Raw genomic sequence first — 25,833 nt, forward strand, 5'->3', positions numbered from 1 at the left:
CTCGGACGGATCGCCCGGGTCGGCTTTTTGTTCAGTCGCTATGGGTTGCATGTTTTGCGCGAAGGGAATGAATTCCCAAATTGATCACACAAAGACAATCGGCGCGAGAAATCCCCGCGCCGGATGGACGGGACTTATAGCCGCAAACCCCGCAGAGTCAAGGTAAAGCAGGGCAAAAACCGGCCAAAAATGAATGGTTTGGTGTGATTTTGGCCTGGTTTGGTCCTCAAGCCGCGGCCTGCGCGGCGGCGCGGGCATGGCGGCGAATGGTCTGCGGCGGCTGGCCCAGCACCCGCAAAAACGCCCGCCGCATCCGTTCGCGGTCGGCAAAGCCGGTCTCGCCGGCAATTTCGTCCATCGAATGGCGGCCGTCGCCGATCAATTCGCGGGCGGCCTCGACCCTGAGATGCTCGATCGCCTTGGCCGGCGACTGGCCGGTTTCGGCGCGGAAGGCGCGGCTGAACTGGCGTGGGCTGAGCCGTGCAACGGCGGCCAATTCCTCGACCGAGAGCTCGTTGCGCAGATGCGCCTTGGCGTAGTTGAGCGCGTTCTGGATGCGGTCGGATTTCGGGTCGAGCTCCAGCAGTGCGGAAAACTGCGACTGCCCGCCGGCACGGCGATGATAGACCACGAGCTTGCGCGCCACCGAGCGCGCGACCTCGACGCCGAGGTCATGCTCGACCATCGCCAGCGCCAGATCGATCGTCGCGGTCATGCCGGCTGAGGTCCAGATCGGCCCGTCGATGATGTAGATGCGGTCCTGCTCGACCTTCAGCTTGGGAAAGCGTGCCTGCAATTCGGCGGCGTATTGCCAATGCGTCGAGACGCGGCGGCCGTCGAGCAGGCCGGCTTCGGCCAGCGAGAAGGCGCCGACGCAAGGGGCGGCAATGCGCTGCGACGCTGTCATGGCGCGGCGCACATAGTCGGTGAGCTTCGGTGATGCCGGATGCAGCTCGGTGCCGGCGCCGACGAACAGCGTGTCGAAGCTGCGCTCGCTGAACGCTTCGGTCTCGACATTGAAGCCGGCGGATGACCGCACCGGACCGCCATGCTCCGACAGCAGCGTGACCGCGTAAAAGTTTTCACCGGCGACCAGGTTGGCGATCTCGAACGCGGTGATGGCGGTGAAGCCCATCACCTGGAAGCCTTGGAAGACAACGAAGCCGATCTCCTGCATGGAACTCTCCCGCGACAAATTCGTGTCCTAAAAAGGTGTATATATGACATTTGAGACATGCAAGGGGGCCTGTAGTACCTGAGCAGCGGCCAAAACCGGCCGTTCAGGTCAAACAGGAGACCAACATGACCAAGTCAGCCAAAGGGACCACGCCCGGCACGGCGCTCGTCACCGGCGCGTCGTCCGGAATCGGTGCCATCTATGCGGACCGGCTCGCACGGCGTGGCTACGATCTGATCCTCGTCGCACGTAACCGCGAGCGCCTCGATGGGCTCGCCAAGCGTCTCGCGGCGGAGACAGGCCGATCGATCGAGATCGTCGCCGCCGACCTCAGCAAGCGCGGCGACGTTTCACGGATCGAATCCATTCTGCGCAGCAATGCCGGCATCAGTGTGCTGGTGAACAATGCCGGCGTCGGTGCGACCGCGCCTCTGCTCGCATCCGATGTCGACAAGATGAGCGACATGATTGCACTCAACGTCGACGCGCTGATGCGCCTGACCTATGCGGCGGTGCCGGGCTTTGTCGCGCGCGGTGGCGGCACCATCGTCAACATCGCCTCGATCGTCGGCGTCGCGCCGGAAATGCTCAACGGTGTCTACGGCGGCAGCAAGGCCTTCGTCCTCGCACTGACGCAGTCGTTGCAGCATGAGCTGAAGGACAAGAATATCCGGGTCCAGGCGGTGCTGCCGGGAGCCACGGCGACTGAATTCTGGGGCGTGGCCGGTACGCCGGTCGAGCATCTGCCCGGCGCGATCGTGATGAAGGCGGAAGACTTGGTCGATGCCGCGCTCGCCGGCCTCGACCAGGGCGAAGTCATCACCGTGCCGTCGCTGCCGGATGCCGCCGATTGGCAGGCCTATGAGACCGCCCGTCAGAAGCTGATGCCGAACCTGTCGCGCAACACGCCCGCGGCGCGTTACGCCGTAATAAAGGCCGCCTGACGCTTTTGCGAAATTGCGTCCCGCGCCAGCCGAAGCGCCGCAGCGCGGGACGCAACCATTTGAGTTCCCGGCCGTTAGTGCTGGGAACCTCAGGCGGGCAGGGCAAGCGCGCATGGCTGACGACTCTGGACTGAGCACGGGCATCGCGCACCACGGTGCCACGCGGCTGCCATCCGTCGACATCGACAGCTTCAACATCGAGCTGAAGGACGACGAGGGCTTTCTCGGCGATCGCGCCTCGAAGGGCGCGTTCCGCAAGATCCTCGACCGCTGGCGCAAGCCGCTGCGCAAGTCGGACGAGGATCCGTTCGGCGACGAGCCGTCGGACAAGATCAGCAAGAAGAAGCTCGATGAGCTGCTGGTCGGCGATGACACCGAGGCCTCGGCGGTCGTGCACAGCGCGATCGAGGAGTTTGCCCAGGAGCTCGCCTATGTGACGCGGCGCTTCCTCAACACCAAGGCCTGGGCCAAGACCGAGCGCATCGTGGTCGGCGGCGGCTTCCGCGACTCCAGGCTCGGCGAGCTCGCCATCGCGCGCACCGAGATCATCTTGAAGTCGGAGGATTTCAAGGTCGACATGGTGCCGATCCGCTTTCACCCCGATGATGCCGGGTTGATCGGCACGCTGCATCTCGCGCCATCGTGGATTTTCGAGGCCCATGACGGCGTCCTCGCCGTCGACATCGGCGGCACCAATATCCGCTGCGGCGTGGTCGAGACGCGCTGGAAGAAGGCGCCCGATCTCTCCAAGGCGGCGGTCTGGAAATCGGAGCTGTGGCGCCACGCCGATGACGAGCCGACGCGCGAAGGCGCGGTGAAGCGGCTGGTGAAGATGCTGAAGGAGTTGATCGCCGCCGCCGAGAAGGAGAACCTCAAGCTTGCGCCGTTCATCGGCATCGCCTGTCCCGGCGTCATCAATGAGGACGGATCGATCGAAAAGGGTGCGCAGAACCTGCCCGGTAATTGGGAGAGCAGCAAATTCAACTTGCCGGCGAGCCTGGTCGAGGCGATCCCGCAGATCGGCGATCATGACACCGCGATCGTGATGCACAATGACGGCGTGGTGCAGGGGCTGGCCGAGGTCCCGTTCATGCAGGATGTCGCGCGCTGGGGCGTGCTGACGATCGGAACCGGGCTTGGCAATGCCCGCTACACCAATCGCAAGCGGGATAACGGCAAGGACGAGAAGAAAGACAAGGACGACGAGAACGAAAAGAACGAGAAAAAGGCCAAAAAAGCCAGGAAGGCCGATGCCTGAGCCGCGCGGGCTGCAGCGTTCGTGCGCGCTCCATCCGGGCTACGGTCTGCCTTCTCCTTCCCCCTGAAAGGGGGAAGGTCGGGATGGGGGTCAGCCGCAGGCGATGCTGTTTGCGGAGAGAGCAGATCCCCACCCGCTTTGCTCTGGCGAGCAAAGCGACCTCCCCCTTTCAAGGGGAGGTAAGCATGCGTAGCCCGGATGCAGCCAACGGGTCGCGCGAATGCGCGCCCGATGACAGGCTCCGCGAAATCCGGGGCACCTCCAATCCGCAGATCCAGCGGCCCCGGATTACGCACGGTAAGGTTGATCGGTTAGGTTAAGATCGGGTTCGCGTTGCCGTTTCGACGTCGCTCGCTACCGTGGCTCGTGTCGCTCCCGCCGACCGGCGAAGCCGCACTTCCCGGCCAGCAATATTAAGAAGCGGCACGGGACCGCCAGTTTTTGTCGCGTCCTGGCGGTCCCACCACTTCTACTTCCAATTGATCTGCTCGAAGAAGCCGGCGATCTCGGCGGCCGCGCGGTCGGGGTCCTCGCGATGCGGGAAATGCCCGACATCGGGAAACATCTCGAGGTCCAGATTGGAGAAGGTCTCCCCCAACCGGTCGGTCCAGGCATAGGGAAACAGCGGATCGTGCTCGGCCCAGCGGATGCAGGTCGGAACATCGATCCGCGGCAGCGCCGGGGCTTCGCCCTGCATCATCTTCACGCGCGCCGCATGTGACGCGCGATAATGCGCAAAGCCGCCGGCGAGATTGCCGGGCTTGAAGAAATTGTCGGCGAAGTCCTCGATCACGTCGTCGAACGCGGCCTTGCGGTGCGACCAGTTGTGCAGGAAATGGCCGATATAGGTGCGGCAGCTGTCTCTGCTGGCGCCGACCAGCGCGGGCGCCATCTCCATCTGGTGGAACGACTGGTACCAGATGTGGTTCAGCCGGTCGGGCGCGGCCATCCGCGGCCCGATGCCGGGATAGACGAAATCGAAGAAAAACAATCCGGCGATGCGCTCGGGCGCCTTGCGGGCGAGGGGCTGCATCACGGCGCCACCGACGTCGTGACCAACCACGCCGGCCTTGTCGACGCCGAGCGCGTCCAGCAGCGCCAGCATGTCGTCGGTATGCTGATCGGGGCCATAGGCGCCTCCATGTGAGCCTTGCGGCTTGTCGCTGTCGCCGAAGCCGCGCAGGTCGGGGGCGATCAGGGTGTAGCGGTCTGTGAGGCGCGCCATGACCGGCTTCCAGGTCAGCCAGAATTCCGGCCAGCCGTGCAACAGCAGCAGCGGTCTCCCAGTGCCGGTCCGCGCGACGTGGAACGCCGCGCCATTGGCTCGAATCGTCACATGCTCCATGGCCCGCTCCTGCTCCGGCTGGTTCGCTCGCGCGCCGATCGAGCCAGAACCGTTCTGCTAGCGCTTTGTTTCCGCGCGCTTTCTCCGGCCGTCCCGGTGCTTTGACGGGGCGAGGCGGCCGTGACGGAAATATTATTGCAGCGCCTTGTCTGTCCCGCCATCCTCGCCTAGAACACGCCCCGACCGCGGGTGGCGCAAATCACCCGGGCCATCGGAGAGGTGGCAGAGTGGTTGAATGCACCGCACTCGAAATGCGGCATAGGTGCAAGCCTATCGGGGGTTCGAATCCCTCCCTCTCCGCCACTACACTGTTCTCCTTTGTATCCGACTGTTCGATTCTGCAGGTAAAACAACGAGTAGCGCGACGAAGGCTGTTGCGGCTAGTTCTGCGACGTTACCCCTAGTCACCGCGCCACCCGGGGGTTTTACCCGTGGGTTCGGAGGACGGTTTGCTAGGGGAAGCACATGGCGGGCAAGCTCAGGCCGCTCGACGTCGAACGTGAGACGCGGCCCGGTAGATATTTCGACGGCGATGGTCTCTATCTTGTCGTGAAGGGCGCGACGTCGAGGAATTGGATTTACCGATATCGCAAGGACGGTAAGGAGCGCTGGCTCGGCCTGGGCTCGGTGAAGGACGTGTCGCTTAAGGACGCGCGGCTTGCCCGCGATGCAGCACGTCTTCGCGTCAAAGGCGATCGCAGCGCACCCGGCATCGACATCGTGCAGGAGAAGCGAGCGGCGCGCGAGGACGCGAAAACCGTAGAGATCAAGGTCACTCTGCCCACCTTCGAGCAGTGCGCCGAAGCCTACATTCGCGAGCACTGGTCGATCTGGAGCAAGAAGCACCGCAATCAATGGCCGTCGTCGCTTAAACGGTACGCTTACCCGACGATCGGAAAACTCACGATCCCGGCGATCAAGCCAAGCCACATCTACGAACTGCTTCGGCCAATTTGGGTTGAGAAGCGCGAGACAGCCAATCGTGTCCGCGGGCGGATTGAAACGATCATTGCGAAGAACGTCGATGTTGACGATGCCGATTCTCGAAATCCCGCCGAGCTCACCAAACAGCTACGCGAGAAGCTCCCAAGGCGGCCGAAACGCGTCGTGCAGCATCATCCTGCGTTACCCTACGCCGAAGCACAGCAGTTCATCGCTGACCTATTAGCGGCGGGCGGCACCGCAGCTTCGATGCTCCGCTTTCTGATTTTTACGGCCTGCCGCACCAACGAAGTGGTGGATGCCCGCTGGTCCGAGATCGATCGGTCCTCATCGACATGGAGGATCCCTGGCGAACGCATGAAGATGAACCAGGACCATGTCGTGCCGTTGTCGGATCCGGCACTGGCCATCTTGGAGAAGGTGCGCGATGGCGCCCAAGGCGAATTGATCTTTCCGAACCCTGATGGCGGAGTGTTTTCAGAGAATGCGATGCTCGCTGTACTTGATCGCCTAGGCTATGGGCGTGTCACGGTGCACGGCTTCCGCTCGACGTTCGCAACCTGGGCCGAGGAGTGCACGGACTATCCTGACGGCGTACGGGAGGCTGCGCTTGCGCACAAATACAAGTCTGAGACCACGGCCGCATACCAGCGCGGGCAAAAGCTCGAGAAGCGCCGCGCGCTCATGAAAGATTGGGCGCAATTCCTGGCGGGATCAAACGTGATCCGCTTTCGGCAAGGCGCCGGATCCGGAGACTGACGGTCGTCATCACGAATGGACGAGCGGTGGTGGCGCACTCACACGCTGCGCTCCACCACCGCTCGCGGCATTCTTCATCACAAACTCGAGCGACAACGTGCAGTTGCGCGGGAATACGGCGAGCCGTCCGCCGATCGGACGGCCGCTGTCGTGAATTCGGACAATTCACAGTCAAGCGCGCGCGAAAAACGCTGACGGATGCGTGCTTTCCGGTTGGCATGAGCCTTGCGGAGGCGATGCAACGGCCTGGGACAACGACGGCTTGCTTTCAGACGAGGAAATGACAATGTCCACCAATGTTCACGACCAATCCAACGTGCTCTCATGGGTTCATTTTGGCGATTTGCATATCACTCATCGTGACGAGCAAAACTATCAAGATTTCCTGACGCTCATTGCGCACGCCAATACAAACCTCGCTGCTGGAATCGACTTCGCGGTCCTGCCGGGTGACAATGCCGAGGATGGAAGCGAGGAGCAGTTTCTCCTCGTTAAGCAAGCGATCGAGCGCCTCACCATTCCGCTGGAGATCATTCCCGGCGATCACGACACGAAGACCGGCAGCCTCGACCTCTATCGCCGCTGCTTGGAGCCCGAGCCTTGGCGCAGCCGGTCGATCAGCTCCTATCGCTGCTTGTTTCTCAATGCCAGGGACAATGGAAGCCAGAAGGGTTTTGGTATAGGCCCTGCTCAAACTGAGTGGCTCGCAAGGGAGTTGCGCGCCGCCGACGCAAGCGAGCAATGGCCAGTCCTCTTTATGCATACCTATCCGAGCGAGCTCGGAAGCAGTGCGGCGGCGATACAGGCGTTGATGCTGAACCATCACGTCGTCATGGTCGACATGGGACACACACACTACAACGAAATCGCCAATGACGGCCGGACGATTTACGCGGCCACACGCTCGACCGGCCAGATCGAAGAAGGGCCGGTCGGCTTCTCCATCGCCAATCTCGACGAAGTCGTGGTGAGTTGGAAGTTCAAGCCGCTCGGCACCTGGCCGTTCGTCATGGTCACGTCGCCGGCAGATCGAGCCTTCATCATCGATCCAGACCGACCCAACCAGGTGGTGCGCGGCGTCACCGAGGTGCGCGCCAAGACCTGGGACGCCCTGGGAGTCGTGTCGGCGGTGTGCCGTATCGATGACGGGCCGGCGTGGCCGATGCGAAGGATCGGGACGAGTTCAGCTTGGGGCTGCGCCTGGGACTCAAGCGAGGCGGCGGATGGCGTTCATCACCTCACGGTCCAGGTCAGGACTGCGGATGGTCGCAAGGCTTCCGATACGATCTCGGCGCTGACCAGCCAATCAGGCCGATACGAGATGCCGCTGTGCCGGCCAGGCGATGACGTCAACGCGATCGGAGCCTATCCGGAGAAAGGCATCCTCGGAACGCAACTCGGACCTAACAAGAACGGCCGCAAATGGTGAACCCACGGGCCCAAGTCACTCTCGGACCAGGAGCCCACGATGCGATATCGAGCACCGCTTGACTGGTTGAACTTCACCCTTGCCGATGTCAGGGGCTCCTTGGGGCCGTACCTCGGAATCTTCCTGCTGACCGAGCAGCATTGGAATCAGGCGACGATCGGCATCGTGGCGACGACCGCAGGAATTGTGGGCCTAGTCGTTCACGGACCAATTGGCGCCTTCATCGACGCGACGCGTTGGAAGCGTGGAGTGGTGGTTGCAGGGCTCGGGGTGTTGACTGCAAGCGCGCTAGCCGTCGCGACTGCGCCAAACTTTCCCACCGTACTAACGGCGCAGACGATGATGGCGGTGGCCGGGGCCGGCTTCGGCCCGGCGATTGCGGCAATCACCCTCGGCATTCTCGGGTCACATGGTCTCGCTTCCCGCATGGGCCGGAACGCCGCCTTCGATCATGCCGGCAACGTTTCGATCGCCATCATAGCCGGCGGCGTCGGATGGTGGTTCTCTAAGAGCGCGGTCTTCTTCTTGGTCCCGATCTTTTCCGTGCTGGCGGCTCTTTCGGTGCTGTCGATCCCCGCCAGCGCCATCGATCACGCGCGGGCGCGCGGTCTCGACGGGACTGGTCCTGTCGACGGTGAACAGCCGTCCGGCTTGAGCGTGCTCATCACATGCAAGCCTTTGCTGATCTTCGCCACATGTGTCGCGCTGTTTCATTTTGCGAACGCCGCGATGCTGCCGCTAGTCGGGCAGAAGCTCGCGCTGGCGCACAAGGGCGCGGAGACGCCATTGATGTCCGCCTGCATCGTGGCGGCCCAGATCGTCATGTTGCCAATGGCCCTCTTCACAGGCGCCAAGGCCGATACTTGGGGACGCAAGCGGATCTTCCTCGTCGCATTCGCGATCCTGCCGATCCGCGGCGCACTCTATACACTCTCGGACGATCGGGCCTGGCTCGTCGCCGTTCAACTTCTCGACGGTGTCGGCGCTGGCATCTTCGGCGTGTTGACGCCGCTGGTGCTGGCCGACCTCATGCGCGGCACGGGCCGCTACAACGTGAGCCAGGGTGCGGTCGCAACTGTGCAAGGAATCGGCGCGTCGCTCAGCAACACTGTCGCGGGTCTCATCGTCGTTAAGGCTGGCTACAGCGCTGCCTTCCTGACGCTTGCCGGCATCGCGCTTGCGGCATTAATGGTCTTCGTCGTCGCCATGCCTGAGACGGCAGGGACCAAGCGGAGCGAAAACAGGAACGCGACGGTGTCAGTCGAGCCAGCGCCAGCCTCGACGATTGATCTCGCGATCGGTCCCAATGGCTAGTCGAGGGTAGCCATGTGGTCTAGCATCTGCACGGCGATCAAGAACCAGGTGGTGATCAGCGCCATTCCGCTGGCGATTGTCGTTGTCCTCGGTGGATACCTCTCGTACCGCTACAACATGATCCTGAAGGACAATCGCGATCTTGTCGTTCACACCCACGAGGTCATCTCCAGCGTCGAACATGCGTTCAGCGATATTAAGGATGCCGAAACGGGGCAGCGTGGGTTCATCATTACGGGCGACGCCAAGTATCTTGAGCCCTATGAGCGCGCTGTCTACATCAGCCCCGAATCGCTAGGCAAGGTTCGGCGGCTTGTTGCCGACCGAGCGGATCAGCTCGATCGATTGGGTGATCTTGAGGTGGCATTGCGCGACAAGCTAAACGAGTTGAACGCAACAATATGGGCGCGACGCAACAAGGGTTTCGAGGCGGCGCGGGAGGCGATTGCACAAGCCGACGGAAAGGCCACAATGGACCGCATCCGTGCGATCGTCGCACTGATGACCTCGACGGAACAAGAGCTGCTCGCCGATCGGACAGGCAGAGTGGCGCGCGATGAACGCAATGTTCTTCTGATTGCGGTTCTTGCCGCCGTGGCATCGATTATAACCCGGATTGTCGTCGGGTTCACGGTTCATCGCTGGAGAGGGGGCCATGAAGTGGCTTGAAGTAGCAGCGTTCGGCGAGGATGATCGAGTGGAGACCCGTATCCGTGAACCAAGGGATGGCTAGGCTGCTCGGAGATTGTTATGCGCTCTGCCGCTGCCTATGACACAAAGGCGTCGGTCATGCGCCTAAACAGGATTCGTCGCGGCATCTCGCACCTTGTGGGCAGAGCCGTACCGCGGTCGATCATCGGTTGGTTCGTCGTCTGCTGGAGCAGCTTTCTGCTGGCTTCCGTCGTCGTGGGCGCGCTCCTGTTGTCACTCTACGACCAATCGACCACCGAACAACTGCGGCGGGCATCGGCGGCTGTTGCTCATGGCTGCGACGCGATCGCCGCGCGCTACCACTTCTTCACCACCGGTGTGGCGCGCGCGCCGGCTGATCTTCACGACCCTGACTTCACACGTGGGTTGACCGGAGTGGTTCAGATCGCGCTGCACGACCTCTATGGCGTAGAGGGTGGTATCTGGCAAAGGGACGAAGGCGCGCTTGCCTACGCGTTCCCGACTTACGAGGGGACCGGACAGAAGACCGACCTGCCCGAGGCTGAGCGGCCGAGCATACGCGAGGCAGCCGAGGCCGCGGCGCTCGACGGCGCGCCCTACGACCGACGTCGGGAAGGACGCGCACAGACCTTGCTGCTCCACGCTTGCCCTCTGCCGGGACCGATTGCGGGCCTGTCTGCCTGGACCATGGCCCGCGTCCCAACGACGGGCGGACAGGCCTACATCCAGGCTATGGCTGGGCTCGGCCTTCTGCTCTTTGTCGTGCTGGGGTCCGCCGCCTGGCTTGGACGCTTGCTCCTTAGTTGGTCGCGACGGCTGCGGCGGCTGGAATCGGCACTCGCCACCAGCAACGATGAGTTGCCCAAGCTCGAACTCACTGGGCAACACGATCTCGATCGGATTGTCGAGGCCATCAACCTCGCCGGTACCCGGCTCGCCGATGCTCGTCGCACCTCCGAGGCATTGGTGCGTCAAATGGCCGAGGCCAACCGTCTCGCGACACTAGGGCGCGTCGTTGCCGGCATCGCACATGAGATCCGCAATCCGATCGCGGCAATGCGCCTCAAAGCCGAGAACGCTGTCGCTGCCGGACCTGATCTCACACGCAAAGACAACGCGCTCCGGGTCATCGTTGAGCAGATTGGCCGCCTGGAAACCCTCTTGCGCAATCTCTTGAGCTCGGTACAGCGTGCGCCGCTGGTTGCTGTGCCGATCAAGGACGTCGCTGCCTTCCTTACAGAACGTGTCGAGCTGTTCCGCGAGCAGGCGGCCTCGCAAGAGGTCGAACTCGAGGCGCGAGGCGACGACGCAGAGGCGCGCTTTGACCCCGCACGGATCGCGCAAGCGATCGACAATCTGATCCTGAACGCCATCCAGAACACGCCGATGGGCGGTCGCGTGACGCTCTCTTCGGAAAGGAAGGGAGATCGTTTGGTTCTATCTGTCGCTGACACGGGCCAAGGAGTCCCTGAAGCCGTACGAGCCCACCTTTTTGAGCCCTTCGTGACTGGACGCTCTGACGGTACCGGTCTCGGCCTCGCCGTTGTACGGGAGATCGCCGAGGCGCATGGTGGGGCTGTGCGCGCCGTTCACAGAAATGACGGGACCACGTTTGTATTGGAGCTGCCATGGCGACCATCCTGATCGTCGATGACGATGCGGCGCTGCGGGAAGGCCTGGCCGAGACCCTTAATGATCTCGGCCACCGTGCGATCGAGGCGCCAACCGGACGGGTCGCGCTCGATATCGTCGACCGTGAGTCGATCGATGCTGTCCTGCTCGATCTTCGCATGCCGGGAATGGACGGGTTGGAAATCCTTCGACGAATGCGCTCCGACTCCGCCAAGGCGCCGCCTGTCGCTATCCTCACGGCCTACGCGAGCGCTGCGAACACCATTGAGGCGATGCGGCTGGGCGCGTTCGACCATTTGACGAAGCCGATCGCTCGCGCCGATCTCGATTTCCTGATGTCGCGGATGCTGCGTGCACGGACGGCTTCCGATCCGACGCTTGCGACCCGCGCGTTGCTGCAAGATGAGGACCTGGTCGGCTCAAGCGACGTGATGCGCGCGGTTCAGAAGACGATCGGTCTCGTCGCCGACAGCGATGCAACTGTTTTGATCACCGGCGAGACCGGAACCGGGAAGGAGCTGGTGGCTCGCGCCATTCACCGGCACGGACGGCGCAGTAGCGGGCCGTTCGTCGCTGTAAACTGCGCCGCCATTCCCGCGGACCTGCTTGAGAGCGAGCTGTTCGGCCACGTGCGCGGTGCTTTCACCGGCGCTCTCGCCGAGCGCAGTGGCGCTTTTCGCGACGCCGACAAGGGCACGCTGTTCTTGGATGAAATCGGCGATATGGATCTTACGATGCAGGCAAAGATCCTGCGTGCGCTGCAGGAGCGAGTGATCACACCAGTTGGTGGTCGTTCGGTTCGCGTCGATGTGCGCGTGCTGGCGGCAACCCACCGTGACCTCGCGGCTGCCGCGCAGGAGGGAAAGTTTCGCGAGGACCTGTTCTATCGGCTCAACGTGGTGCCGATTCACTTGGCGCCACTGCGTGAACGCCCCTCCGACATTCTACAGCTCGTCAAATATTTCCTGATTCAAGCAACGGACCCGCCTAAGCGTCTGAGCGCCGAAGCTGACTCGCGCCTGTTGGTGCATTCCTGGCCTGGCAACGTTCGTGAACTCAAGAACGCGATTGAACGCGTCGCGATTCTTTGCCGAAGCGACACCATTACGGCGTCGGATTTCGACTTCCTGTCGACGGCGACGCGCGCTCATGGGCCTGCCGCCGCTCCGGACTGGGCGGATGGCGACCTTGCCTCGGCGGTCGGCCGCCTGGAAGAGTTCATGATTGCGCGGGCGTTGCGCGAAGCGGGCGGCAACAGGACAGAGGCGGCCCGGCGCCTGGGGATCCATCGCCAGTTGCTCTACGCGAAGGTGCAGAAGTACGGGATCGCCGTCGATGAACCGTCCGCAGATCGGACGGGCGATGTCGTGAAGCCGGACGACGCGCGTCGGCCTCCTCCTGAAAACATCAAATAGATCAACACGATCATGATTGGCACGGCCCTTGCGGAGGACATGTCGTTCCGGGGGCAAACAGGGAGTGCCAACCATGAAACAATCGCTGCGTCTTCTCTTCGTTACCGGAATGCTTGTCTCAAGCGCCGTCCCGGTTTTGCTCCACGCTCAAACCTTGCCGCCACCACCCTCGGTGGGCGCGGCTCCACCTCCGCCTCCTGCGGCTATCGCAGCCCCCGGCGCAATCTACGATCCCCAGCAATTGCCGGCGATCAACGGGACGGTGAACCGTTACACGCTGACCCCTCGCGGCGACGTCGACGGTCTGATTCTCGCCGACGGCACCGAGGTGCATTTCCCACCCCATCTCTCGACGCAACTCGTGTATGCGATCAAGCCGGGTGACGCGGTGACGGTGCGTGGCCTCAAGGCGCTGAGCATCCCGCTTGTTGCCGCGGTCTCCATCACCAATGACCGCTCGGGTCAGACGGTCACCGACAACGGCCCTGGCTTCGGTCCCGGACCCAAAGGTCCGCGCCAGGCAGGTCAACCCGTGACCGTCCAAGGCCGTATTCAGATGGCGCTGCATGGGCCGCGAGGCGACGTGAACGGAGTGCTGATTGAGGATGGCACGATCCTGCGTTTGCCTCCGCCTGAGGCCGAAAGGTTTGCGACGCAATTGGCTCCCGGCCAGGCCATCACCGCCCAGGGTGATGCGATCACGACGCCGATGGGGCGCGTCGTCGACGTGCAGGCGATCGGACCATCGCCGACACAGCTCAGCTTCATTCAGCGCCCGGAGCCGCCCGGTAAGAAAGGTCCGCGTCCCTGAAACTAACAAATCCTGCCCCATCACCCATTCAACAGGAGAAAACTATGCATTGGCTTGATCCCGACTACCTTCCGGTCACGACTGGCGTCGTTGAGCGTTTCACCATCAATCTCGATGGCGATATTGATGGTTTTGTGCTCAGCGACGAGAAACTCATCCACACTCCACCGCATCTGTCGGATCAGTTGAAGGCAGCTGTTCGCCCGGGCGACTCTGTTCATGTCCGCGGCGTGAAACCGCGTGGTGCCGATCTTATCGCCGCTGTCTCTATCGAAAATGCCGATGGCGCGGTGGTGATCGATGAGGGGCGTGAAGAGAAAGAGGCGGATAGCGGGGACAAGCCGTCCAGGACGCAACGCACGGCGATCGAGGCGTCGGGGATCGTGCGACTGACCCTCTTCGCTCCGAAAGGCCAGGCTCGCGGCGCTCTGCTCCAAGACGGTACCGTTCTCCGCCTTGGACACAAGGAAGCGCAGCGGCGCTCCGATCAGCTGCGACCCGGCTCGGAAGTCTCCGTGCGTGGCGAAGGTCTCGTCAACGAGCACGGCCGCGTGATTGAAGTCCGCGAGATCGCCAATCCGGATGGAAGCTTCGAACCGACCAAGAAGCCCAAGCACGAGGACGCCAAAGCTGCGGAGCCCGACGCGGCCGGAGCGGTCGCGTGAGGAACGCGGGAGCGTCGCATTTGCGACGCTCCCGCTTTTTCAAGGCGGAGAGGACGATGAAAAGCCGATTTGCGCTCGATTGGGTCAACTTCCTGCTCGCAAACGTCAAGGATGGACTCGGTCCTTTCCTCGCCGTTTACCTGCTGGCTAGCCAGCATTGGGACGCCGGCACGATTGGCATCGTTATGATGATCGCTGGTGTCGCAACCGTGGTCGCTCGCGCCCCACTGGGCGCGTTCGTCGACTGGACCCATTGGAAGCGCGGACTGATCGTCGCGGCGTCCGCGACCGTCGCAATCGGCGCATTGGCGATATCGCTATTTCCAGCTCTCATACCGGTTGCCGTCGTCCAAATTGCGATCGGGATCGCAGATGCCGCCTTCCCGCCAGCAATCGCTGCGATCTCGCTGGGCCTCGTGGGCCCAAAGGCCTTCACGCGTCGCGTTGGCCGGAATGAAGCGTTCACCCACGCGGGCACGGCATCGACGGCGGTCGCGGCAGGGGTGGCCGGGTGGCTGATCACGCCCAGCGCCGTCCTGTGGTTCATCGCCGCGCTCGCGCTTGCGAGCATCTGGGCCACGCTGCGGATCGACTCACGGGCAATCGATCACGCGCTCGCGCGCGGCGCAGAGAGTGGACATGAAGAGCAACACAGTGACTGGCGCAGCCTCCTGCGATCCAAGCCGCTTCTTGCGTTCACCGCCGCGATCTCGCTCTTCCATTTCGCCAACGCCGCCATGCTGCCGTTACTTGGCGAAAAGCTCGCACTCGGCAACCAGGAGACCGCGACGCTGTTCATGGCTGCCTGCATCACCACAGCCCAGATCGCGATGGTTCCGATGGCTATCCTGGTTGGCCGCAAGGCCGATGCCTGGGGCCGGAGGCCGATCTTCCTTGCCGGCTTCGTCGTGCTGCCCTTGCGCGGTGTCCTGTACACACTAACGCAGAACGCATACGCCCTCGTGTCGATCCAGATTCTGGACGGCATCGGCGCCGGCATCTTCGGCGCGCTATTTTACATCGTCGTCGCCGATCTGACGAAGGGCACCGGTCGTTACAATCTCGCCCAAGGGGCGACCGCCGCGGCTTGGGGGCTCGGAGCCGCGCTGAGCAATTCAGTCGCCGGCGTCATCGTCGATTTGGCTGGATACAATGCGGCATTCCTGTTCCTTGCCGCGGTCGCACTTGCCGCCGTCATCCTCTTTTGGATTGCTGTTCCCGAGACCGGCGAGCGAGGCAAGTCTATTGAAACTGAAGTCGATGAGCCGCGTACGCCCGTCCAACCGATGCTGGTCGGGCTGCGCGTCCCAGCGGAGTGAATCATGGTGTCGATCGAAACCCCACGCGGACAAGCCCCTGTCCAATCGGCAGCCACGAGCAGTGGGGCTGTTCGAGCCCGCTTGTTCAGATGGATTTCAGTCGCGCTGACCGGCGTGGCAATCGTCCTCGGGATTCTTGGCGCACGATATTTCGGATTGCAGCTCCCCTCCATGGAAGCCTTGCGGGCCAACGCAACGGCAATCGTCGCGGTCGCGATCTTCGCGGGCACCTATCTGGTCATCGCCATCGGCAAGTTGCCCGGCTATCACCTCGATCGCGCCGGCGCGGCGTTGCTCGGCGCGAGCCTCATGGTTGGAGCGGGCGTGATGTCGCTCGATCAGGCGTACCGAGCAATCGATTTCGATACGATCGCGCTCCTGCTCGGAATGATGATCGTCGTCGCCAACCTGCGACTCTCCGGCTTCTTCCGGTTAGTGAATAGCTGGGTCGTAACGCGTGCCCGCCATCCGCTGGTGCTGCTTACCTCGATCGTGCTGGTTGCCGGCGCGCTCTCGGCCTTCCTGGTTAACGATACGATCTGCCTGGTGATGACGCCGCTCGTGCTCGACCTCGTCACCCGCCTCAAGCGCGATCCAATTCCATACCTGCTGGCGATCGCAATGGCGTCCAACGTGGGAAGCACAGCAACTATTACTGGCAACCCACAAAACATGATCATCGGTGGGCTTTCGCACATTCCGTATGGCTCGTTCGCATGCGCCCTGTGGCCGGTTGCGGCCGTGGGCCTCTTCCTTACGGCGCTATTGATCGCCTTCATACATCGCGGTGAATTCTTCACGCGCGAGCATTTCCCCGCCGTTGTTGCGGGCCCCATGCGCTTCCATCGGCCCCTCGTCGTGAAGTCTAGTCTGGTGACGGTCGCCATGGTCATCTTGTTTTTTGCCGGCCAGCCGGTCGCCAAGGTGGCAATCGTGGGCGGTGCGCTGCTGTTGTTCACGCGGCGATTAAAGCCCGAAAAGGTCTACAGCGAGATCGATTGGACGTTGTTGCTGATGTTTGTCGGGCTGTTCATCGTGGTGGCTGGCTTGGAGGCGACCGTCCTTACGCAGGAAGTGGTCGAACGAATCGGTCGGCTTCACCTCGACGCGGCGCCAGTCTTGTCACTCATCACTGCTGGCCTGTCGAACCTTGTCAGCAACGTGCCTGCCGTCCTGGTCCTGAAACCCTTCGTTACCAACCTGCAGGATCCGGAGCGGGCGTGGCTTCTTGTTGCTATGGCTTCCACCCTTGCCGGCAATCTGACGCTGGTTGGATCGGTCGCCAATCTGATCGTTGCACAGCGCGCGCGCAGCCACGGCGTCACGCTTGGGTTCTGGGCGTATTTCAAAGTGGGCGCCCCGTTGACGGTACTAACGATTCTGTTCGGCGCGTGGTGGCTCCAGTCCGCCGTTGGCTGAAGTGTAAAGGGCAGCATGTACGTTTGGGATTCGTGCCTTGTGGTTCGCGACGAGCTGAAAAGCGAACGCGGTTCATCGGTATTGGAGGAGCCACCCACGGCGCACGAAGCGCCCAATTGTGCGCCGGCGCACCCGGAAATACGCGCGGTCGAATGATTGCGTTGCGGCCAAGATCGAATCGAGCATGCTCTGGAACATCCGGAAACAACAGGATGTTTCGCGCATGTCTCCTAATTCTGTCGCGTTGGAAGCGCCGCTTGTAGCATCGCCGAACCAGGCGATGAGGGCTATCCAGGTCTCGCGCAAAAAGCTGTACGAGCTTATCAACACTGGCGAGTTGGAGAGTTACACGGAAGGCAAGTCGCGCCGGATCACGGTTAGATCGATCAACGAATACATAGAGCGACGACTAGCCACCGAAGCGGCTCGCCGCGGCCGCGCTGCATCCGATCAATCTCGTTCTTAAGCACAAAGCGCGGCTTGCGGCTGCGAGCCGGTCGGCCATGCTCCGGACTTGATCGGATGAACCGTGACGCAAGCATCTCAACGCCGATAAGGGATGCGCAGAAGGCGCTCTCGCTCGCCGCTCGCATCGTAGCAACAGCTACACCATCTGGGCGACTCCATGCTCTGCAGAAAATGGCCGATCACCTACGCCAGTATGTGCAGGGCGGCTGGCTCAATCCAGCGACCGTTACGGACAAGATTTTCGAGGTCGCGGAATTGCATGGGCTGAATGGCGAACCAGGGAGCGACGAAGAAGCGGCAGTGATGCAAATCGCGATGTCGGCAAATCTGCCTATCGAGCTGTATCCAACCATGCGGCCCGACGGTAGGTCTAACAGCAATGCGTTGCCTACCACGCCGTCGCTTGAAACCAAGACGCCGGCAGCCTGGAGGGGGACCGAGCCGCTCAAACAGCGCTGGTTAGCGGCAGCGCGCATTCCCTGCGGCGATCTCACGCTCTATTCAGGCAATGGTGGCGCCGGCAAGACGGAAACTGCGGTGCAGCTGTTGGTCGCGGTAACCGCTGGGCTCGGCGACTGGCTGGGTTGCGTTGTCGAGAGTGGCCCGGCGTTGTTCCTCAGCTGCGAAGAGCCTGAGGTCAATGTTCGTGACCGGATCGAACGCATTTGCACCCATCGTCACATCGACCCGCATGCGCTCGAGGATCTGCACCTGCATTTTCCCGACCTTGAAGCGACCTGGCTCGCGACTGCTGACCGGCTAGGCAAGATCACGAAAACTGCGCTTCTTCAGCAGGTCGAGGCCTGGATCAACGCGCATCGACCGATCTTGGTCGTTATTGACTCGATAGCTGCGGTGTTCGACGGCGAAGCTATCGCGCGGCGGCAGGTCCGCAGCTTTCTTGCAATGTTGCGGAAGATCTCGCGCGAGAACGAGGCAGCGATCGTGCTGCTTGATCACCCGTCGGTGCGCGGCATGGCTGACGGTTCCGGAACTGCAAATTCTGTCGATTGGCGCAACTCCGTTCGTGCCATGTTGCATCTTTCGGATGCCGACAAAAATGATCCGGACATTCGAGAACTTGAAGTAAAGAAGTCGAACTACGGGCGCGCTGGCGAAAAGATCAAGCTGCGCTGGAATGGCCTGACATTCGTTCCGGCAACGTCGGCGGAAAGCTCTTCTTACCGGGCTGCGGCCGAACGCGATGTCGACGAGCTTTTCCTCAAATTACTCGACAAGCGCATCGCTCAGGGCCGACCCGTCCGACCGAGCACTGGCCGCGGAAGTGCGCCATTTGAGCTGGCTGGCGACCCCGAGGCGAACGGCGTATCGGCAGACGCTTTTCGTGCCGCCATGGAGCGATTGTTTACGGCCGGCAGGATCATGAGCGTGGAAACTGGTCCCGCATCGAAGCGCCGGAAGCACATCGAGCGAGCGCACCGGTGACATTCCATCGCCCCTTCGATCGGTCTTCGATTGCTTCTATCGCCTATTCGAGCGCCTCTCCCAACGCCTATCCCATCGCCTACCATCGCTCCTTCCATCGGCGGTGTTCCATCCCCCCACACCCCTGCAGCGATGGAACGCGCCGCTCCGCTGGTGCTGCGCAGGCGCTCACAGAGCCTCGATGCAATTTGGAGAGGGCGGCGAGAGGCACTGGCTGGCCGACGATCACTCGGAGTGACGGCAAGATAAAGCGAACTGGCGTTCGCCAGCTCCCTCCGATCGCAAAGGGTTGTCTGCACATTGGTTTTTGCAAGTTGTCGTGGTGCCAAAGCGGTGCTGCGCAACGTGTGCAGGTGGCGCCCTTCGAATTTTCCTTTTCGATTTCAATCTTCCCAACGATGGCGCTCGCAATGTGCGCGTAGGACGAGTCCCGCTGTTCGTTCGCTATCGTGCGCGCTGATGCGATGTGATGCGATCGATGTTTGGCAGTGCTTGTGTCGCCTCCTTCCGATGTCAATCGTCGCGTCATGGCACGCGATGACGGTGAGAGTTTTAGGGTCAGGCCTGGTCGGTCACGCAACGGCGGAGCACGGATCAATCCGCGGACGCAGCCATTCCTCAAACAGGTCCAGATCGCGGTCCGCAAAGCGGGTGGTGATCCTCGGCGGATAGGTTCTGGAGCGCGATCGGGCGGCAGCCGGGAAGGAGGAAGGACGGGCCGGTTCAACGCGCGGGGCCGAGGCGCGAAGGTCGTTGCCTCGTTTGCTCGGCAGGGCGGTGACGGTGGGTGGCAGAGAGATTCCGCAGGCCGCTTCCGGGCTCGGCGAGTGGTGGTCAAGGCAAGGGTGGTCCGGCTCAATCCGCAGCGGCGTGGCGCACCGGGTCTGAAGATGCGCGGGACGATGAGCAAGGCCGTCGATGCCCATCTGCGTTACCTGGAACGGGATGGTGTTACGCGTGACGGCGATCGGGGCAAGGCCTATTCCGCTTTCGAAAACGAGGCCGACGGTAAGGCCTTCGTGGAGCGCGGCCGGGGAGATCGCCATCAGTTTCGCTTCATCGTCGCTCCCGAGGATGCAACCGAGATGGGCGACCTTCGTGGCTTCACGCGGGACCTGATGCGCCAGATGGAATTGGATCTCGCCACCCGCCTCGACTGGATCGCGGTCGACCATCACAACACCGGCCACCCCCACACCCACATCATCGTCCGCGGCGTGCTCGATGACGACCGCATCCTCAATATCGCGGGCGACTATATCGCCCACGGTATCCGCCACCGCGCGAGCGAGTTGGTCACCCGGGAATTGGGTCACCAAAGTGAGATCGAGCTTCAGACTAAGCTGCAAAACGAGGTCGAGGCCGAGCGGGTGACCCGGCTCGACAAGATGCTGTTGAGCGAGCAGCAGGGGCAGGGCGTGATCGACCTGCGACCCGGGGAGGGCGCGACCTTCCTCGTGCGCGAGAACCGTAACCTCATGATCGGCCGGATCAGGCACCTGGAGCGCTACGGCGTGGCCACCGAGCTTGAGCCGGGACGATGGACCCTCTCCGACCGCGCGGAGCAAGTCCTGAAGGATCTGGACCACCGGAATGAAGCCATCAACTCGATCGACCGGGCGCTCACCAAGAATGGTCTCGCCGAAGAGCGTGGTATCAGCCAATTCGCCCTTCACGGCGGAGGCTCCGGTGAGAAGATCGTGGGCCGGGTCCTGGCCAAGGGCCTGGCTGGAGACGAGATGGGCGAGCGGGTATATCTGGTCGTCGACGGCATCGATGGCCGCGTCCACCACATGGAATTCAAGGACGCGAGCCGGATCGAGGAGGTCGGGCGGGACATGATCGTCGAAGCGGCCTCAGTCGCCTCCGGTCCAAGACCCGCAGATCGGAACATCGCCAGCAACGCCGAGGAGGACAACGGCATCTACCGGCCGAGCCGGCACTTGGAGCGCGTCCGCGACAGCTTTGAGCGGCAGGGCAAGGATCCCGAAGCTTTCGTGCGTTCCCATGTCCGCCGACTGGAGGCATTGCGCCGGGCGGCCCAGGTCGAGCGCATCGATGCCGATAATTGGAAGGTTCCGAAGGACATCGTCGAGCGTGGGCAGGCCTACGACCTCAGCCAGGGCGGTGACGGGCTGAGAATACGGGCCCTCTCGGCCATCGGCCTCGACCGCCAGATTGCCAGCGATGGTGCGACTTGGCTCGACCGACAGATTATCGCCGAGGACCGCTCGGAAATCAGGGACAGTGGGTTTGGCAGAGAGGTCAACAAAGCTATCAGCCGTCGGGCTCGGCGACTTGTAGAGATGGGCCTTGCGACCGCTAAGGATGGCAACGTTCGCGTCCCCGTGGACACGGTGGCGACTCTTGAGCGACGGGAGGTTGAGCGTGTCGGCCATCAGATGGCGAGAGAGCGCGGGCTAGCCTACATGCCAGCAAACGCTGGCGAGTATGTCAGTGGCCGCCTCGCCGGCGTCGCCAGCCTCGTCAGCGGGCGCTTCGCCATGATCGACAACGGGCTCGGCTTCCAACTCGTGCCTTGGCACCCCCTCCTCGAGAAGCGCATCGGCCAGCACATCGGCGGCCTGCAGCGCGACGACGGTGGCATCGAGTGGACATTTGGAAGAAACAGGGGGCTCAGCTTGTAATGCAGCCCCGATGAAGGCGCGTCTGCTCCCAGCGTTGGGTCGGACCGCCGCCGCCCTGCCAAAGGCGGGCGCGTGCCGCGCCCCCGCTTCGCGGCTGGCGGCCTTGACAGGCCGTCGGCGGCCCGGCCTGGGCTCGCCGTGCAGGTTAGAGGGAAGGTTCGTCGACATCGTCTTGAACGCCTCGCTCAACGGCCCCATAACTCACCATGCTCATCCACCTGAGTCGTCCCGTGGCAGACAATTTCCCCGACGAATGGATCGACAAGGTCTGCGAAGCGGACCCGCTCCCGGACGATTTCGACCTTGAGGACGACGAATCGATCCCAACTGGGCTTACACTCACGCCGAAAGAGATAGAAGCCGCATGCGTGGAGTTGGGGCGCTGGCAATCGGTGGAAACGTTCAACCGCACAGAGCGGGCGCTCCGCCTTCGCAACGCTGACCCGGACTTCTTCGTCCAGCCCCAGCTCAAGTTCCTGCACGATGCCTACGTGCTCGCCAAGTTCGCAGCGAGGATCGGCGCCGATCAAGTTCGCCTCGCCGATCGTCGCGACCAGTGGCCGGACGGCTTTGTCAGGATCAGCAAGCGCACCATCAAAGTCGAAGTGACTAGCACTCACGGTGGCCGCAAGCTCGGGGAGGAATACCGACAACCACGCGGCATGCGGTTCGATCCCGTTGAGGACTGGCACGCTCGTGCCGACTCGATCCCGGGCTATTTGGACACTGCCATCCGAGAGAAGGTCAGCCGGTATGGTGCTCGATACTCCGACTGCTGGCTCGTCGTATATCTGAACATCGATGAGTGGGGGGTTCGGCAGCGAGAGATCGAGCAGGTCATCATTGAGATGATGATCCGATACAGCGATCACTTTCGAGATATCTCCGTGCTCTGGAAGGGCAAGCTCTACAGCGCGAGCGACAGCGCGATGCAAGGTCATGCGTGAGGTTCGGCATCTTCAACCAGCAACACCGCGCAAGCCGTGAGGCGATGGTTTCAGTGGTTATAGACATCCTAAGCTTCTAACGGACGGGCGTGTTCCCTTGACAGCAATTAAGCTTACGCAAAACTGGATTCTTGGCGCCCGCATTGGATCCGGCGGGTTCGGCCAAGTGTTTGCGGCCGAGAATGAGGATGGCCTCAAGGCAGCCGTCAAACTGGTGCCAAAAGCACCCGGAGCCGATAGGGAACTGTTGTTCGTCGACCTAAAGGGCGTTCGCGGGATTGTTCCGGTCATAGATAGCGGTGAACATGACGATCACTGGGTCTTGGTGATGCCGCGAGCAGACGAATCTCTTCGGCAGCACTTGATGGGCGCCGCCGGACCAATCCAGCCTGCTGATGCCACGGTGATCTTGATTGACCTTACTTCAGCTCTCGCGGAATTGGACGGCAAAGTTGTCCACCGCGATCTGAAGCCAGAGAACGTTCTTTATCTGGATGGAATGTGGCGTCTCTCGGACTTTGGCATCTCTCGATACGCCGAAGCTACAACTGCGCCTGACACGCAAAAGTATTCCCTCAGTGCACCCTATGCTGCGCCGGAACGCTGGCGCGCTGAGAGAGCAACTGGCGCTGCAGACGTCTACGCGCTAGGCGTGATGGCATTCGAAATGTTGCGTGGAAGCAGACCTTTCCTCGGTCCCAACTTCGAGGACTTTCGAGAGCAGCACCTTCATGCAGAGCCGCCGGTCCTTGATGCAGGGACCGCTGCGCTGAAGGCGATCGTCACGGAGACCCTCTTCAAAGCTCCCGGCGCCCGGCCATCACCTGCCAATTTGCTCGCTCGCTTAAAGCGTTCGCAACAACAACGATCCGGCGGCCTCGCCAAGCTGAGCGAGGCGCATCTCGGTGAGGTAGCGAAGCGCAGCGAGAGCGAGCGGTTACAATCGGCGGCTCGTTCCGCAGCCGAACAACGTGATAGCTTGTTTCTAAGTGCTTCGGCCTTGCTTGACGGTTTGTATGGTGAATTGTCCGAAGCCATCTTGGAAGCTGCACCAATCGCCAAGCGAGGCAAAGCCGGCAAGAGGAACGGGATCACCATTTCGATTGGTGCAGTTCAGCTCGAACTGGTGCCGATCGCCAAAACACCTCCGAGCCCCTGGGACTGGGAAGCGCCTGCGTTCGATGTTGTTGCCCATGCCGGCATCATCCTTCGCGTACCGCGAGACAGGTACAATTTCGAAGGGCGGAGCCATTCGCTTTGGTACTGTGACGCCTTCGAAGCAGGCCGGTATGGATGGATCGAAACAGCCTTCATGGTATCGCCTATGGCGCAAAAAATGACCGTCATGCGGCCCTTCATGGCTGATCCTGGTATTGAGGCAGCGCAGGCGCTTTGGGTGGGGCTGGCCGACTTTCAATTGGCTTGGCCAATCGAGCCGATACAAGCCGATGCGTTCATAGATCGCTGGGCCAATTGGCTGGCAGATGCCGCGCAAGGCCGATTACAGCCCCCCTCAACGATGCCGGAAAGACCAATTCTAGAAAATTGGCGTCGAAAATGAACTTGAATAAACGCTGGTACGTCGATGATCGCTCAGGCAACTGATTTCGCTAGCGCGTTCGATTGGGCCGTGGTCCGGCTTGCGACGTATGGAGCCGCAGCCCACCTTCTGGCCGTAGCTCAAAAAGTGGTTTTTTGCCCGGCAAGGCCGAAAATGCTTTGCCTTTCAATGGGGATTGACTGACTCCCTCTCCGCCATTTGCCCTGTGTCCAGCCCGGAGACATGGGTAACAGGTCGTACCTAAGACATGGGTGACAGCCTCGTGCCGAACGGGTTGTCGAGGGGTTGCAGGGTTTTCTGCTCCAGGTCGAAATATCCCAAATCATAGTGCATGAAGCTGACGAGCCAAATGCCGTCGTCGACCTCCTTGATGCCGAGTTTTTGTCCAGCCAGCACGGTGGAGAGGTTGATGCGCTTGCGATGCAGGCAGAGCCGTCCACAGGCGGTGACGAGCACCTCGCGATCGTGGAACGGATAAGTCAGTTCCGGCAGGCCGGCATAGCCGCGCGTTGAGGCGTGTAGCGCTCGGCGGGGCACTTCATATCGAGGGCCTCGTGCGGGCGTTCAGCATTGAACTCGCGGACGAAGGCGTCGAAGCGTTCCTGCTGTTGCAAGCCGTTGGAGCCTGGCGGCCGAGTGGTCTCCTGCTTGAGCGTGAGGTGCATGCGCTCGTGACGGCCGTTCTGCTGCGGATGGCCGGGCTTGATGCGTTCGATGGCAATGCCAAGCCGCAGCCACCACACCGAGAGCTTTGAGAGATTGAACAAGGCGTTGGGACTGGCAAACGGCACGCCATTGTCGGAGCGAATGGCGCGCGGCATGCCGCGCTCACGGAACAACCGCTCGAAGGCCGCAATGGCCGGCTCCTCGCGGGTGGAATCGAGCGCTTCGCACAACAGCAGGAAGCGCGAGGCATGGTCGGTGACGGTCAGCGGGTAGCAATAACGGCCATTGCCGAGCTTGAACTCGCCCTTGAAGTCGGCGCACCACAGATCATTGGGTCCGGCCCCCGCGGACAGAGGCGTGCCGCGCGCGCGGTGGCGCGGCACGCCTGCGCGCTTGACCAGGCCATGGCGATCGAGAACCGCATGGATGGTGCTCTTGGCCGGAACCCGGATATCGCCGTCGAGCCGCCGGACCAAGAGCTCACGGATCTTGCGCGCGCCCCAGTGCGGTTTCTCGGCTTTGAGACGAACAATCAGGCCCTCGATTGGCTCGGGGAGCTGATTGGCATAGCGCACCGGTCGCCGCGACCGATCGCATAGCGCCGCCGCGCCCTGTTCCCTGTAGCGATCGAAAATCTTGTAGCCGGTCTTGCGGGACACGCCGAACTCCCGGCAGACGTCCGTCATGGCCTCCCCGTCCAGCAGACGGGCGACAAAGCGAAGGCGCTCTTCCATCACCGAACTCGCTTTCCACGGCATCCACACCTCCCGCAGAACAAAAGCGGAAAGTGTAACCCATGTGTCCGGTACGAAATGTCACCTATGTCTCGGGCCGCTCACTGCCGGGCTTCGGGTGGAAGGCCACCCTTTCAGACCAGCGCGAAGGGAGTCTCCCGAAGCTTCGGAGAAGCGTAGGGCCAATGCCCCCTGACATTCCAACGATCTCGACCGCTCGCCTGACGCTTCGTGCGCAGGTTGTCCATGACTTCCCCGCCTA

19 protein-coding genes, 1 tRNA gene and 1 pseudogene are annotated in these 25,833 nt (G+C 62.1%); 18 read left to right on the plus strand and 3 right to left on the minus strand.

The window, feature by feature from the left end:
- Positions 1 to 226 precede the first annotated feature (226 nt).
- The gene (locus ACVW1B_RS36535) at positions 227 to 1,177 is read right to left on the minus strand and encodes a GlxA family transcriptional regulator (protein WP_253605435.1); all 951 of its coding nucleotides are present in this window, start codon (positions 1,175 to 1,177) and stop codon (positions 227 to 229) included.
- Between the two features lie 125 nt (positions 1,178 to 1,302).
- Between ACVW1B_RS36535 and ACVW1B_RS36540 the strand changes: the two genes are divergently transcribed.
- Together ACVW1B_RS36540 and ACVW1B_RS36545 are read left to right on the plus strand one after the other, a co-directional pair.
- A complete protein-coding gene (locus tag ACVW1B_RS36540) occupies positions 1,303 to 2,121 on the plus strand; it encodes an SDR family NAD(P)-dependent oxidoreductase (protein WP_456793226.1) in 819 nt (272 codons plus the stop codon).
- 112 nt (positions 2,122 to 2,233) lie between these two features.
- Positions 2,234 to 3,379, plus strand: a complete 1,146-nt coding sequence (locus ACVW1B_RS36545) for an ROK family protein (protein WP_253605430.1) — start codon at positions 2,234 to 2,236, stop codon at positions 3,377 to 3,379.
- Positions 3,380 to 3,848: 469 nt separating this feature from the next.
- On the opposite strand, the gene ACVW1B_RS36550 is transcribed toward ACVW1B_RS36545, so the two are convergent.
- The gene (locus tag ACVW1B_RS36550; protein WP_253605428.1) at positions 3,849 to 4,724 is read right to left on the minus strand and encodes an alpha/beta fold hydrolase; all 876 of its coding nucleotides are present in this window, start codon (positions 4,722 to 4,724) and stop codon (positions 3,849 to 3,851) included.
- A 213-nt stretch (positions 4,725 to 4,937) separates the two neighbouring features.
- On the opposite strand from ACVW1B_RS36550, the gene ACVW1B_RS36555 reads away from it, so the two are divergent.
- From ACVW1B_RS36555 to ACVW1B_RS36630, 16 genes are all read left to right on the plus strand, one after another.
- Positions 4,938 to 5,027 (plus strand) — tRNA-Ser (locus ACVW1B_RS36555).
- A gap of 162 nt (positions 5,028 to 5,189) precedes the next feature.
- Positions 5,190 to 6,425 carry a tyrosine-type recombinase/integrase gene (locus ACVW1B_RS36560; protein ID WP_456822803.1) on the plus strand — a complete coding sequence of 412 codons (1,236 nt, stop codon included), beginning with the start codon at positions 5,190 to 5,192 and terminating at the stop codon, positions 6,423 to 6,425.
- Between the two features lie 286 nt (positions 6,426 to 6,711).
- Positions 6,712 to 7,854 carry a metallophosphoesterase family protein gene (locus tag ACVW1B_RS36565; protein ID WP_456822804.1) on the plus strand — a complete coding sequence of 381 codons (1,143 nt, stop codon included), beginning with the start codon at positions 6,712 to 6,714 and terminating at the stop codon, positions 7,852 to 7,854.
- 39 nt (positions 7,855 to 7,893) lie between these two features.
- A complete protein-coding gene (locus ACVW1B_RS36570) occupies positions 7,894 to 9,168 on the plus strand; it encodes an MFS transporter (RefSeq protein ID WP_456822805.1) in 1,275 nt (424 codons plus the stop codon).
- 12 nt (positions 9,169 to 9,180) lie between these two features.
- A complete protein-coding gene (locus tag ACVW1B_RS36575) occupies positions 9,181 to 9,837 on the plus strand; it encodes a CHASE3 domain-containing protein (RefSeq protein ID WP_456822806.1) in 657 nt (218 codons plus the stop codon).
- An 81-nt stretch (positions 9,838 to 9,918) separates the two neighbouring features.
- A complete protein-coding gene (locus tag ACVW1B_RS36580; RefSeq protein WP_456822807.1) occupies positions 9,919 to 11,484 on the plus strand; it encodes a sensor histidine kinase in 1,566 nt (521 codons plus the stop codon).
- A complete protein-coding gene (locus tag ACVW1B_RS36585) occupies positions 11,469 to 12,887 on the plus strand; it encodes a sigma-54-dependent transcriptional regulator (RefSeq protein WP_456822808.1) in 1,419 nt (472 codons plus the stop codon). The genes ACVW1B_RS36580 and ACVW1B_RS36585 overlap by 16 nt, the downstream gene beginning before the upstream one ends.
- Positions 12,888 to 12,960: 73 nt before the next feature.
- A complete protein-coding gene (locus ACVW1B_RS36590; protein WP_456822809.1) occupies positions 12,961 to 13,698 on the plus strand; it encodes a hypothetical protein in 738 nt (245 codons plus the stop codon).
- A gap of 44 nt (positions 13,699 to 13,742) precedes the next feature.
- Positions 13,743 to 14,363, plus strand: coding sequence for a hypothetical protein (locus tag ACVW1B_RS36595; protein ID WP_456822810.1), 621 nt, complete (start codon positions 13,743 to 13,745; stop codon positions 14,361 to 14,363).
- A gap of 56 nt (positions 14,364 to 14,419) precedes the next feature.
- Entirely contained in the window at positions 14,420 to 15,682 is a 1,263-nt protein-coding gene (locus ACVW1B_RS36600) for an MFS transporter (RefSeq protein WP_456822811.1), read from the plus strand.
- 171 nt (positions 15,683 to 15,853) lie between these two features.
- The gene (locus ACVW1B_RS36605; RefSeq protein ID WP_456823086.1) at positions 15,854 to 17,101 is read left to right on the plus strand and encodes an anion transporter; all 1,248 of its coding nucleotides are present in this window, start codon (positions 15,854 to 15,856) and stop codon (positions 17,099 to 17,101) included.
- Positions 17,102 to 17,285: 184 nt separating this feature from the next.
- A complete protein-coding gene (locus tag ACVW1B_RS36610; protein ID WP_456822812.1) occupies positions 17,286 to 17,567 on the plus strand; it encodes a helix-turn-helix domain-containing protein in 282 nt (93 codons plus the stop codon).
- 56 nt (positions 17,568 to 17,623) lie between these two features.
- Complete coding sequence (locus ACVW1B_RS36615; RefSeq protein ID WP_456822813.1) at positions 17,624 to 19,015, plus strand: AAA family ATPase; 1,392 nt, start codon at positions 17,624 to 17,626, stop codon at positions 19,013 to 19,015.
- Positions 19,016 to 19,842: 827 nt separating this feature from the next.
- Positions 19,843 to 21,663 carry a DUF3363 domain-containing protein gene (locus ACVW1B_RS36620; protein WP_456822814.1) on the plus strand — a complete coding sequence of 607 codons (1,821 nt, stop codon included), beginning with the start codon at positions 19,843 to 19,845 and terminating at the stop codon, positions 21,661 to 21,663.
- A gap of 230 nt (positions 21,664 to 21,893) precedes the next feature.
- The gene (locus ACVW1B_RS36625; RefSeq protein WP_456822815.1) at positions 21,894 to 22,610 is read left to right on the plus strand and encodes a hypothetical protein; all 717 of its coding nucleotides are present in this window, start codon (positions 21,894 to 21,896) and stop codon (positions 22,608 to 22,610) included.
- Positions 22,611 to 22,707: 97 nt separating this feature from the next.
- Complete coding sequence (locus ACVW1B_RS36630; protein ID WP_456822816.1) at positions 22,708 to 24,171, plus strand: serine/threonine-protein kinase; 1,464 nt, start codon at positions 22,708 to 22,710, stop codon at positions 24,169 to 24,171.
- Positions 24,172 to 24,411: 240 nt separating this feature from the next.
- Here the strand turns inward: ACVW1B_RS36630 and ACVW1B_RS36635 are convergent.
- Positions 24,412 to 25,595, minus strand: a pseudogene (locus ACVW1B_RS36635) (IS481 family transposase).
- Between the last annotated feature and the right edge of the window lie 238 nt (positions 25,596 to 25,833).

The sequence above is a fragment of the Bradyrhizobium sp. USDA 4502 genome (assembly GCF_054063355.1).